The 12,442-nt window shown below is 66.2% G+C and carries 8 protein-coding genes and 1 pseudogene; 5 read left to right on the top strand and 4 right to left on the bottom strand.

From position 1 onward, the window contains the following. Window positions 1-121: 121 nt before the first annotated feature. The 3 genes from mksB to mksF all read left to right on the top strand — a co-directional run bounded on the left by mksB (window position 122) and on the right by mksF (window position 5,346). Window positions 122-1,363 carry an Mks condensin complex protein MksB gene (gene mksB / locus FM069_RS06200; protein ID WP_143487428.1) on the top strand — a complete coding sequence of 414 codons (1,242 nt, stop codon included), beginning with the start codon at window positions 122-124 and terminating at the stop codon, window positions 1,361-1,363. Between the two features lie 480 nt (window positions 1,364-1,843). Beyond that, window positions 1,844-2,536: an Mks condensin complex protein MksE gene (gene mksE / locus FM069_RS06195; RefSeq protein WP_143487427.1), complete on the top strand. Its 693-nt coding sequence runs from the start codon at window positions 1,844-1,846 to the stop codon at window positions 2,534-2,536. Beyond that, window positions 2,533-5,346, top strand: a complete 2,814-nt coding sequence (gene mksF, locus FM069_RS06190) for an Mks condensin complex protein MksF (RefSeq protein ID WP_143487426.1) — start codon at window positions 2,533-2,535, stop codon at window positions 5,344-5,346. The genes mksE and mksF overlap by 4 nt, the downstream gene beginning before the upstream one ends. A gap of 722 nt (window positions 5,347-6,068) precedes the next feature. Here mksF and FM069_RS06180 read toward each other — a convergent pair. The 4 genes from FM069_RS06180 to FM069_RS06165 form a co-directional block, all read right to left on the bottom strand. Further along, window positions 6,069-8,366 carry a PqiB family protein gene (locus tag FM069_RS06180; protein WP_143487424.1) on the bottom strand — a complete coding sequence of 766 codons (2,298 nt, stop codon included), beginning with the start codon at window positions 8,364-8,366 and terminating at the stop codon, window positions 6,069-6,071. Next, window positions 8,359-8,982 (bottom strand): paraquat-inducible protein A, encoded by a 624-nt coding sequence (locus FM069_RS06175; protein ID WP_143487423.1) that lies wholly within the window; start codon window positions 8,980-8,982, stop codon window positions 8,359-8,361. The genes FM069_RS06180 and FM069_RS06175 overlap by 8 nt, the downstream gene beginning before the upstream one ends. Then, window positions 8,969-9,625, bottom strand: coding sequence for a paraquat-inducible protein A (locus tag FM069_RS06170; RefSeq protein WP_143487422.1), 657 nt, complete (start codon window positions 9,623-9,625; stop codon window positions 8,969-8,971). Before FM069_RS06170 ends, FM069_RS06175 begins: the two co-directional genes overlap by 14 nt. A gap of 325 nt (window positions 9,626-9,950) precedes the next feature. Then, window positions 9,951-10,616, bottom strand: coding sequence for an O-methyltransferase (locus FM069_RS06165; RefSeq protein WP_143487421.1), 666 nt, complete (start codon window positions 10,614-10,616; stop codon window positions 9,951-9,953). 91 nt (window positions 10,617-10,707) lie between these two features. Between FM069_RS06165 and FM069_RS06160 the strand changes: the two genes are divergently transcribed. Beyond that, window positions 10,708-11,340 (top strand): TetR family transcriptional regulator, encoded by a 633-nt coding sequence (locus FM069_RS06160; RefSeq protein ID WP_143487420.1) that lies wholly within the window; start codon window positions 10,708-10,710, stop codon window positions 11,338-11,340. Between the two features lie 595 nt (window positions 11,341-11,935). Further along, window positions 11,936-12,280: pseudogene (locus FM069_RS21810) on the top strand (DNA topoisomerase IB); the annotation flags it as partial. Between the last annotated feature and the right edge of the window lie 162 nt (window positions 12,281-12,442).

Here is a 12,442-nt window from a genome sequence, read left to right as displayed (position 1 = left end):
GGGTGGGTGGCGGGCGCAAACTGCCGTGTTTGGTCACCCGCGCCGACGGGAAACGCGGCGAACGGGCCCCGGTGCAGTACAATCGCCGGCTCATTTTTTCTGACGATGCGGCCCGGCCCCGATGATCGAACCCAAGCGCGTCCTGCGCGCCCTTGCCGAGCACTGGACCCTGCTCGAACCCCTCTGCGAACGCTTCGATGCCGGCACCCTGAGCCTCGGCGAACTGCGTGGCCAGCTCGCCGCGCAACTGCCCGAAGGCACCGCCACCGACATCACCGCCCTGCTCGACCAGTGGATCCGCCTGGACATCCTGGTGCCGGTGGCCAAGAGCCCGAACCGCTTCGAGCTGAACGCCCAGATCCACGACTTCCTGGCCTACCTGCGCCGTGAGCATCGCCTCGGCTTGTGCCTGGAGATCGAGGCCTACCTGCGCCACCTGGAACGCCTGGCGGGTTACATCCAGGACGCCTTCGAGGTGCGCGACGGCAACGACCTGGCGCGCCAGCTGCGGCTCCTGGACATGCGCGTGCGCGACGTGCTGAAGAAGCTTGCCAACGACGAGCAAGCCCTGGTGGCGGTGGCCGAGCGGGCCAAGACCAGCGACCGGCAGATCCCCCTGCGCCAGCGCTACGCCGAGGTGCTGGCCACCTGGGACGAGTACGTCGAGCCGATGATCCAGCTGGTGGCCGCCGATGGCGCATTCGAGCAAGGTGTGCGGCGCGTCGAGCAGGTGCTGCTGCGCCTGCTGGGGGAACAGCAGCGCCTCGGCCACCTGGTGGACGACGACCTGCTGCTGCGCACCCATGCACGCATCCTGGAGATGCAGACCACCGCCCAGCTGACCCTGCGCCGGGCCCGGGAACTGCTGCTGCCGCTGCGGGAGGAAGCCCGCCGCCACAACGCGGTGACCCGCGGCGCCGCCCTGGCCCTGGCAACCATCCGCAAGAAGGGCCTGGACGCCGTGCCCCAGGCCTCGCTGCCGCTGTTCAGCCGGCCCCAGAGCACCTTCCTCGGCAGCGCCTCCCAGGTGGAGGCCTACGTCTATGCCCTGGCTCGCTTCGAACCGAAGCCAGCGCGCTTCCCCCGGGCCAGTGGCACCCGCACGGGCGAGCCGCCGCGGGCGCCCCGCACCGCCCGGGAAATGCTGGAGCGCTGCGAGCAGGCCCTGCCGCTGCCGGACCTGATGCTCTGGCTGCTGGAGCAGGAGCCGGAGGGCGCCACCGACGAGCTGCTCTACTGGTTCTCCCGCCTGTCCCGGGATGGCCGCTTCCAGCGCGAACGCCTGGAGCGCCGCGACTACCTGACCGCCGAACACCAGGTCAGCCTCAGCTCTTTCGCCCTGCTGGCCAACGCCCATGGGTGAGGCTAATGCAGCATGTGAGGCGGACGGGGCTTCTTGCGTCCCGCTCCGCCACCGCCCGGTGGACGGGAAAAGCGCCGTCCACCCTACACCCGACCAAAACCGTAGGGTGGATGACGCTCTTTTCGTCCACCACCGGCCCCACGTGGTGGCTAGAAACAGCGCCATCCACGCCTCGCCTGACCAAATCCGTAGGGTGGATGACGCCTTCTTCATCCACCAACAGACCCACGCGGTAGCCATAAACAGCGCTATCCACGCCTTGCCTGACCAAATCCGTAGGGTGGATGACGCCTTCTTCATCCACCAACAGACCCACGCGGTAGCCATAAACAGCGCTATCCACGCCTCGCCTGACCAAATCCGTAGGGTGGATGACGCCTTTTTCATCCACCACCGGCCCCACACGGCCAACGGCAACGACGCCGCCCATCACCGAATTCCGGACGCCCTCGCCCGTCCGCATGCCACGCGAGTGACTGCATGAACATCGATCTCAAGGAACTCACCCAGCTCGCGCCGATCTTCCGCGAGCTGTTCAAGGGCTACCACGTCAGCCGCCGCGACCCGGAGCTGTACACCCAGCTGTCGAATCAGCAGGACGTCTACCGCGCCCTGTTCAAGGCGCTGGGCTTCGATCTGGTCTGCGACACCCGTGGCTTCTACTACTTCGTGCCCGAGCAGATGGGCGCCCAGGTGAACAAGACCGCCCAGCGCCTGGCGCTGTTCACCTTCATCCTGGTCGAGCACCTGGCCGACCAGGGCCGCGACCCGCTGGCGGTGCTGGATGGCGGCAGCCTTGGCCGCGACGAGCTGCCGCCGCTGCTGGAGAAGTACCGCGACCTGTTCATCCAGGCCGAGGTGCTGAGCCAGGAAGAACTGGAGGAAAAGATCCTGCGGCGCCTCACCCAGCTCGGCTTCGCCGCCGAGGAGAACGGCGTGTACCGCTTCCTGCCGCCGATGCACCGGTTCCTCGATGTCTGCCTGTCGGTGCAGCAGGACCGGGACCTGGCCGCCACCCTGCACAGCGACCTGCCGCTGCCGGCACCGGTGCTGGCCGAAGAGGACGGCGACGAGGATGACGTGATCCGCCTCGAGACGGACGACGCGCCCGACAGCGAAGAAGATGCCCTGGCGCGCGCCATCGCCGCCGAACGCGAGGAGACCGCCCGATGACCGCGCCACGCTACGGCATCCGCCGTTTCGCCCTGCTCAACACCGCCGGCTACAGCCTCGGCCTGTTCCCCCTGGAAAACCCGCTTTCCGTGTACGGCGCCAACAACCTGGGCAAGAGCGCGTCGATCAACGCCCTGCAGTTCCCGATCCTCGCGCGCATGTCCGACATGAGCTTCGGCAAGTACAGCCTGGAACAGTCGCGGCGCTTCTATTTCGCCTCGGATACCAGCTACATCCTGGTGGAAGTCATGCTGCCCCACGGCCCCCACGTGATCGGCGTGGCCGGCCGCGGCCCCGGTGGCGGCTTCGGCCACCAGTTCTTCGCCTATGCCGGCGAGCTGAACCTGGACCACTACCAGCAGAACGGCACCTGCCTGCGCCAGCGCGAGCTGTTCAACGCCCTGGAGCAGGCCGGCATCAAGGCCTACGAGGTGAAACCCGAGGAGCTGCGGCGCCTGCTGGTGGGCGGGCACACGACGATCCCCCTGGACCTCACCCTGATCCCGCTGCGCTCCACCAGCGAGCAGAGCCTGAAGACCTTCCGCGCGCTGTTCATCAACCTGCTGCACATGCGCGAGATCACCGCCGCCAAGCTCAAGCAGCTGTTCCTCGATGCCTTCGAGCACAGCCTGCGTTCCGGCAGCGTCGACTACATCGCCGCCACCGAGGAGGCGTTCCGCGACGTGCGGCGGATGGAGAGCGACTACCAGGCGCTGGTGGCCGCCGGCCCGCTGGTGGAGGCCCTGGCGGCCGGGGTGACCCAGCGCGAGCTGCTGCGCGGCAAGCTGCACCGCCTTTCGCCACTGCTGGACCAGCTGCTGGGCACCTGGCAGGACTACGCAGGGGCGCGCCGCGAGGAACTGGTGATCCAGGCCGAGCACTACCGCAACGAGCAGGACAACCTGCAGCACGAGCAGCGCGGCGGCACCGCCGAGCTGATGCGCCTGGAACGGGAGATCAGCGACATCCAGCGCTGGCTCGGCGAACTGGCCGTGCTGAAGAACCGCTTCGCCCTGGTGGAGGACGCCCTGGTGCTGGAGCAGCAACTGCTGGCGGCCAAGGATGCCCACGATGAGCTGGCCGGCGCCCTGGCGCAGTCCCGGCAGTTCTCCAGCGAGGACCTGCACGAGCGCCTAAGCGACCTGGAGAAACGCCTGAAGTCGGTGAAGCAGCAGCTGGAGCACGCCGACAACAACAGCTATTCGCGGCTGCGGGAGGAGTTCTCCCAGCAGGACGTGGATCGCCTGATGCGCCTGTTCAACGGCCAGCTGTTCGGCCTGCCCCTCGGGGAAAACGGCATCCAGGCCGAGGGCGACGACTGGGTGCGGGCCGTCGAGGCGGTGCTGGAACGCTTCACCGGCGAGCGTTTCGAAGTGCCGGGGTTGTCCATTGACCTGTCCCACATCGAGCCGCCGGCCCTGCAGGCGCTGGCCGACCGCGCCGCCCTGCGGGACCAGAAGGACCGCCTGGAGCGGGAACTGAAGCAGTTGCGCACCCAGCAGGCGGTGGCCGCCGATCGCGCCGCCAGCAAGGCCCAGGCCGAAGGCCTGTACCAGGCGGTGCTGGACGCCCAGAAGGCCCTGGAGGACTTCCGCCGCAGCCAGACCCTGGCAGCCGAGGAGCCGGCCAAGCTGGAGCAGCTGGCCCGCCACGAGGCGGTGCAGGACGAACTCAAGCGCGCCAGCGACGCCTTCACCGAGCGGGTCCAGCAGCTGTCGGCGAAGCTGCAGCTGGTGGGTCGCCAGCTGGGCGACCTGGAAGCCAAGGAGCGCACCCTGGAGGATGCCCTGCGACGCCGCCAACTGCTCCCGGCGGACCTGCCCTTCGGCACGCCGTTCATGGACCCGGTGGACGACTCCCTGGACAACCTGCTGCCGCTGCTTCACGACTATCAGGACAGCTGGCAGGCGCTGCAACGGGTGGACGGGCAGATCGACGCGCTGTATGCCCAGGTGCGCCTCAAGGGCGTGGCCAAGTTCGACAGCGAGGACGATGTGGAGCGGCGCCTGCAGCTGCTGATCAACGCCTACGCCCATCGCCAGGACGAGGCGCTGACCCTGGCCAAGGCGCGCCGCGCGGCGGTCACCGACATCGCCCGGACCCTGCGCAACATCCGCAGCGACTACGACAACCTGGAACACCAGCTGGCGCTGTTCAACCGCGAGATCAACAAGCGCCAGGTCTCCAACCTGGAAAGCTTCCGCATCGTCCTCGCCCCCAACAAGGACGCGCTCAAGCACATCGACCAGATCATCCACAGCGCCGGCCAGTACGAGGAAGGCGAGACGCTGTCGGTGTTCGACCTGACCCAGTCCGCCGAGCAGGACGCCCGCAACGAGGAGGCCAAGGACTACCTGTCGCGCCTGGTGGCGGCGAACCACAACCAGTTGGGCCTCAAGGACCTGTTCGAGCTGGCCTTCGAGATCACCAAGGTGGGCGGTCAGCCGGTGATCCACACCGACATCGACGGCGCCGCGTCCAACGGCACCACCATGACCATCAAGGCGCTGACCAACATGTACCTGTTGCTGCACCTGATGGATCGCGAGCAGGCCGGCCGCATCCGCCTGCCCTACTACCTGGACGAGGCGGCGGACATCGACGAGCGCAACCAGCAGGCGCTGATCGAGACCAGCCTGCAACTGGGCTTCGTGCCGATCCTCGCCTCGGTGAAGCCCCAGGTGTCGGCCCACGTCGCCATCGACCTGGAGGGCGGCAGCGGCCCCAGCGGCATCTACATCGACGAAGCGGACTGGAAGTACATCCGGCGCCGCGAAACGACCCCAAGCGAAACGCCCGAGCCGGCCTGAGGGCTGGAGGCAGGAGGGGAACGGGGGTCCATATAGGGCTCCCTAGACCGGGTCGACGGGGCCAGATAGCGGCACGGCTGCTCCGTGACCACGCTAGCCAAGCGGGCTCTCGAGACAATCGCTCTGGGATACGGGCGTTCGGCGTTCGGCGTTCGGCGTTCGGCGTTCGGCGTTCGGCGTTCGGCGTTCGGCGTTCGGCGTTCGGCGTTCGGCGTTCGGCGTTCGGCGTTCGGCGTTCGGCGTTCGATCATCCTTGATTCGACTTAAGACACCGTGCAATCAGCCTCTCCAAGATGCGACGGGTCAGCGCGGCAGCCTGGATCGGATCGTTTTTGCGCGGATCGAGGGTCACGCACGGCATGACGCAAGCGCGTCAACCAAGATCGGCGCAAGGGAACGAAGCCGGCGGTTTTCAGGGACGCCGTAGAGCCCCTTAACGCCTGACTCGACATCGATCCCCGGCAGTTCAGGTATCGGGCGCGCCCTCGGGCGTTCCCGTGCAACCCCCTACCAGGAAGTACTCGCTCGCGTTGGCGGGATACGGAGACGCGGCAGGCCGGCCTCGGATGGAAAGCCGGCCCCGGCTCTACACGCCGCGCAGGGGGCGTGCGCAAAATCCGACGATCGCTGCCGACGCCGCCAGCCGATGCCTCAGGAGACTTCACCACCCAGCCCACGCCAGCCCGCGCGGCGGCACCCGGCGGGCATGAGTGCCATCCGGCTCAGGGCTTGTCCAGGGCGATCTTCGGCGCCCATTTCAGCCATTCTTCCTCGGCTTCGTCGAACAGCGCGAAGGTCTGCCCCGGGCGAGCCGGGCCGCCCATGGTGGGGTTGTCCGGGGTGGAGAAGCCGATCCCGCCCTCCAGCAGCGCCTCGAAGGAATCAGTGCGCACCTTGGCTCCCTTGAACAGGCCGAAGTCGATACCAATGCCGCTGGCATTCCAGAACCGCGTGCCGGTGCGCACCAGCGGCGCGTAGCGCGGTTCGATGAGGATGTGCACCAGCACCCGGTCCGAAGTGGGGCCCAGCTCCACCCGGCTCACCTTGCCCACCGGAATCTCCCGATAGGTGATGGCCACGCCCGGCTTGAGGGAACCCTTGCGCGCGGCGCTCAACACCAGGCGCAGGCCTTGCTCGTCGCGGGCCTCCTGGGTGGGCGGCGCCTTCAGGGCGTCGAAGCGGGTCTGCACCTTGCCCGGTCGTGGCGCGGGGCGCACTTCCAGGTACTGGCCACTGACCAGGGTGCCCAGGTTGGCCGTGCGCGCCAGCCCGAGTTCCGGTTTCACCACCCAGAACTCGCTGCCGCTGCGAGCGATACGATCGGCCGCCTCGTAGATGCGCGCCCGCAGTGTCACCGAGCCCAGGTCGCCGCTCAGGCTCACCTGCTCCACCTTGCCCACTTCCAGGCCCTTGAAGCGCACCGCGGTGCCCTCCCGCAGGCCGTCGGCATCGTCCACCCGGATATCCACCAGGGTGCCCTTGGCCAGGGCCTCGTTCTCATCCTTGTACAGGGTGAAGCGGCGGATGCCGGTGATGGGCGGCGCCTTGGGGTTGGGGGTGTAGAAGGAAATACCGCCGGTGAGCAGGGTCTGCAGGGACTCGCTGCGCACTTCCACGCCGGACAGGTTGCCCTTGAGGCTGACCCCGCTGGCGTTCCAGAACCGTGTGGAATCGTTGACCAGATTGGCGAAGGTCGGCTCGATGTGCACGCCCACCACCACCCGCTGCATATCCTGGGACAGCTGGTAGCTCTGCACCGTGCCCACGCGCATCTGCTTATACAGCACGGCGCTGCCCACTTCCAGGGAGCCCAGCTTGTCGGTGGTCAGCACCAGGTGCAGGCCGGGGGCGTCGGTATTCAGCGGCGGCGCCTTGCCGCGGACGGTGAATTCCCGGGCCGGTGCGCCCTCCTTGGCGAAGCGCACGGCGATGTAGTTGCCCTTCACCAGCGCCTCGATGCCGGTGATGCCGGCCAGGGAGATGGACGGCTTGACCGTCCAGAATTCGGTGCCCTCCACCAGCAGGTCCTCGGTGCGCGGGTCCATGGAGAGTTCGGCGGTGGCGCTGGTGAAGCGCTTGTCCATGTCCAGCCGGCGCAGGGTGCCGACCTGCACGCCGTTGTACATCACCGGCGTGTTGCCCGGGTTCAGGCCGCTCACATCGGTCATGTGCAAGCGCACCCGTACGCCACTGTCGGCGGCGTCGAAGCCCTCGTAGAGACGGAAGGGAATCGACGGGTCGGTGGGCGGGCTGTCCTGGCGGTGTTCCGGGGTGGCGAAGGCGATGCCGCCGGCCAGCATGCTGAGCAGGGACTCGGCGCGGATGCGCACCCCCGACAGCCCGGCGGACACGTCCAGGCCGCTCGCGTTCCAGAACCGCGTGTGTTTGCGCACCAAGTGCGCGTAGGGCGCCTCGATGTAGACCTTGATCTCGATGGTGCGCTGGTCGTCCGCCAGTTGATAGTTCTTCACCTGCCCCACCTGGATCTGCCGGTAGTACACCGGGCTGCCCTGCTCCAGGGAGCCGAGCTTCTCCGCCTTCAGGGTCAGGTGCAGGCCGGGCAGGTTATCCGACAGGCCGGGAGGCTCGGGCAGCGCCTTGAAGCGCCGTTCGGGTTCGCCCTTCACCGGGTCCATGGCGATGTAGTTGCCGGAGACCAGGGTCTCCAGGCCGGTCACGCCGGCGATGGACACCCGCGGGCGCACCAGCCAGAAGCGTGTCTGCTGGCTCAGGTAGGGCTCCGCCTCCTTGCGTACGTCGACGGTCGCGACCACCCCCTGGATGTCGTCGCTGACGTGCAGGTCGGTGACCTTGCCTATCTGGATGCCCTTGTACATCACCTGGGTCTTGTCGACCTGGATGCCCTCACCGTTCTCGAAGCTGATCTCGATGGTGGTGCCGGCCTCGCTCAGGGCCTTCCAGCCCAGCCAGCCGCCGATGGCCAGGGCGATCAGCGGCAGGATCCAGATCGCCGACCAGTTGGAGGTCTTGCGGGTAACGGGAGAGGGCAACTCAGGCATGCTCGTTTTCCATATCGGTGTTGTCCCAGATGAGACGGGGATCGAACGTGACGGCGGCGATCATGGTGATCACCACCACCGAGGCGAAGGCCGCGGCGCCGGCATTGGCGCTGACATTGGCCAGGTTGCCGAAGCTCACCACCGCCACCAGGATGGCGATGACGAAGATGTCCAGCATCGACCAGCGACCGATCCATTCGATGAAGCGGTACATGACGATGCGCTGGCGGGCGGACAGCCGCTGGTGGCGCTGGATCGAATACAGCAGCATCGACAGGCCGATCAGCTTGAAGGTGGGCACCAGGATGCTGGCGACGAACACCACCAGGGCCACCGGTACCATGCCCGCCTGCATCAGGTCGAGCACCCCACCCAGAATGGTGGATGGCGAACCCTTGCCCAGGTAGTTCACGGTCATGATGGGCAGTACGTTCGCCGGGATATAGAGGATGGTGGCGGTCAGCAGCAGCGCCCAGGTGCGGACGATGCTATCGGGACGCCGCGGGTGCAGGCGGGAGCCGCAGCGGCTGCATTGCTGGGGCGAGCCGCCCTCCCCCTGGCGGTTCAACTGGTGGCATTCGCCGCAGACCAGGATGCCGGCGTCAAGCGCACGCATCGGCGTCCCCCTCCAGCGCATCCCAGACCTGATGGGAGGACATGGTCACCTCCAGCCAGACCTGGGCCAGCAGCAGGCCGATGAAACAGGCCAGCCCCACGCCCACGTGCAGCTCCGCCATGTCGATCAGCTTGACGATGGCCACCAGGATGCCCATCAGGTACACCTCCAGCATCCCCCACTCCCGCAACCGGTGGTACACGCGGTAGAACAGGATGCCGGTGCGCCGGGCCACGCCGTGGCGGATGCACAGCAGCACCACCAACTGGCACAGCAGCTTCAGCAGCGGAATGACCATGCTGCACAGCAGGACCAGGGCGGCGACGGTTCTCATGCCGGTCTCGTAGAGGCCCACCACGCCGCTCCATACCGTGTCGTGGGTGGTCTGGCCGAGCAAGGTGAGGCGCATGATGGGCAGGAAATTCGCGGGAACGTACAGCAGCAGGGCGGTGATCACCAACGCCAGGGAGCGCCGCACCATGTGGGCCCGGTGCACCACCAGCTCGTAGCCACAGCGGGGGCAGCAGGCCTTCTGCTCCTCGCCCAGGCTCGGGCGGCGCATCAGCAGGTCGCATTCGTGGCAGGCAAGCAGCTCTTCCAGGGGCAACGCCGACAACGGGCGAGACTCGAGCGAATCAGGCATACGGTGGCTCATCTGGGTAAGGGTGCCATTCTAGAGGAAAGCCAAAACGCCATCCTCCCGTTCGACAGCGGTTCAGGAAAAAGTGGCGATGGATTTTTGCCTGGGCTTGCGCGGGGAGGTGCGGGCGGAGGATGTAGCCGGAGCCATTCGGCTTTGCGGGCCTTGCTGGGAGGTCAGGGAAGGACCGGAGCGCAGAGGGTCCGAAATGCCGTGTGGAGTGCTTCGACCTCCGCTTGCATTTGTCTCCGGACGCTGGCTGCCTGGTCGAGCCTTGCAAGCCAGTGCCCGGCAGGTTTGCCGGCCCGCCAGGGGCGGGCCACAGGCCTCAGCGCACCCGCATGGACAACTCGACGTCCTCGTCGAACGGGATGGACAGGTAGCCGTTTTCCGGCGCGCGCACGTAGGCCAGGTACTCGGGACTCTCGTCGGCGTTATCCGCAACGACGAACGCGCCCGGTCTCAGGCGACTCTCGACCCGGGCCAGGATCTCCGGGTACAGCGCCTTGGCACCGTCCAGCAACACCAGGTCGACGGTTTCGGGCAGGTCTGCGGCCAGGGTCTGCAGGGCGTCCCCTTCGCGGAGTTCTACCAGATCGTCGACGCCACCTGCCGCCAGGTTTTCCCGGGCCCGGGCAATCTTCGACGGCTCGAACTCGCTGGTGATCAGCCGACCGCCCCCGTTATCCCGCAGGGCGGCTGCCAGGTGCAGGGTCGAGATGCCGAACGAGGTACCGAACTCCACGATGGATCGCGCTCCGCTGCTGCGCGCCAGCATGTACAGCAGCGTGCCCGTCTCCCGGGAAACCGGGAGGGGCAGGTCCTTCAAGAGCCCATACAGCTCGACGTAGTCGGTCTTGCTGCGCATCAGGCGTACCCGCTCCTCGGAAGAGAACTCGGCAAGGGCAGGGCTCGCGGCCGGCGAGGCCGCCTCGGCGTCCTCGAACAGTCGGTCCAGCAATTGCGCGAGCGGGGTAGTGGTCAACGTGGTCATGGTCATCCTCCGGTAGGGTTGAGCGATCGAACGCACCGGACCAAAATACGACGAATCCTTCAGGTTTCACTATTCGCATTGGTATGCCTCCATGACCTCTTCCCGCTCTCCCTTGATTTCCTCGCGAAAACTGCCCCAGCAGGCCCGCTCGACCCGCCTCGTGGAGGATGTGCTGCAAGCCGCTGTTCAGGTTCTGGCGAAGGAAGGCGCCCAGCGCTTCACCATGGCGCGCGTGGCCGAGAAGGCAGGCGTGAGCGTGGGATCGCTGTACCAGTACTTTCCCAACAAGGCGGCAGTCTTGTTTCGCCTCCAGCATGACGAGTGGCGACAGACCAGCGAACTACTGCGCGGCATCATCGAGGACAGCCGAACGCCGCCGCTCGATCGGCTGCGCTCACTGGTGATTACATTCGTCCATTCGGAATGCGATGAAGCACAGATGCGCACTGCCCTCAGCGACGCCGCCCCCTTCTATCGCAATGCCCCCGAAGCCCAGGAGGCCCGCGAAGCCGCGCAGGATGCGTTCCTGGCTTTCATTCGGGAAGTGCTACCGGCTGCCACCGAATCGACCTGCGGCCTCGCCAGTGAACTGATCCTCACGACGCTGAGCGCCGCAGGAAAACACTTCTCGGAAACACCTCGAACGCCGTCGGAGATCGAAGCGTATTCGAACGCCATGGCCGATATGTTCTGCGCCTATCTGGAGCGTTTGAGGCAGTGTTGAGGGCCTGAGGAGGGAGTGAGCGGGGTCACTTAGGTAATTGGGGGAAAAGCAGTAGCGGTGGCGTAATGGAACCCGCACTGTGCGGACTCCTAGGCCTATATGGAGACTCAAGTTTCGGTTGCCACAAACGCGGCATTTAGTTGGCCCAGATTTGGCTCGGTATCGCGGCGAGTAGTCATTCCCTACGGCGACATGCGAGCACCTTTATAAGCGCTACAGCGCCTCCATATTGGCCCGGCATCAGTGATGCTGCCGTTGCGCCGCAGCCTCCTTGAATCAGAAGTAGCAAGTAAGAACTTTATATAGCTCGTAGTGCGGAGCAGTTTTAAGAAACATGAAGCTGTCGGAAAACAGCTTATGGTTATTGCCATAAACCTAAGAATTTATTTTCGCTCGAGCTATGTAACTGCCACACGTTGCTTAGTCGGCAGCCCTATTCAGGGAATTTGATGACCAACAGTGGAGTTCACTGGGTAGCGCAGCTATCAGACTAACTGCCTACGAAACGGTAAGCCGATGCCCGCAGCGAAGTGACCGAAGAGCCGGCAAAGACCTGCCTGACGAGGCCTCGCCCAAACGGCAGAATTCCCCGCCCCTTACCGCTCAATACTTCACTGCCAAGGACTATCGGACCTGGGCCGGCAGCGCACTGGCCTTGGCTTACCTGCGCGAGGCCCCCTGGGAGGATGAAGCCCAAGCCAAGCGCGAGGTAGTGGAGGTGATCCGCCAGGTCTCGAGCCAGCTGGGCAATACGCCCGCGGTGTGCCGCCGATGCTATGTGCACCCGGCGGTGCTGTCGGCGTACCTGGCGGGTTCGCTGCGGGGCCAGCGCAAGGCGCGTGCACGCAAGGGCCTGCGGGCGGAAGAAGCGGGACTGGTGCGTTTCCTGGAGGGGCGGAGCCGCAGGCGTGAGCGAGGCGTTAGCCCTCCCCCGGCCTAAACCAGCCGCTACTGCTTCGCTTCGGCTTTTTTCGGCCCCAAAAGGCCAAACCCCAACCCGCGTGAGCGGATTGGGGTTTGGGGATAGAAGCTTGACGATGACCTACTCTCACATGGAGAAGCTCCACACTACCATCGGCGAAGAGTCGTTTCACTGCTGAGT

It is taken from the genome of Pseudomonas mangiferae (genome assembly GCF_007109405.1).
In the GTDB taxonomy this organism is placed as follows: Bacteria; Pseudomonadota; Gammaproteobacteria; order Pseudomonadales; family Pseudomonadaceae; genus Pseudomonas_T; species Pseudomonas_T mangiferae.
The sequence above is the reverse complement of the archived record's forward strand: the minus strand, read 5'-3'. Positions and strand labels throughout refer to the sequence as shown.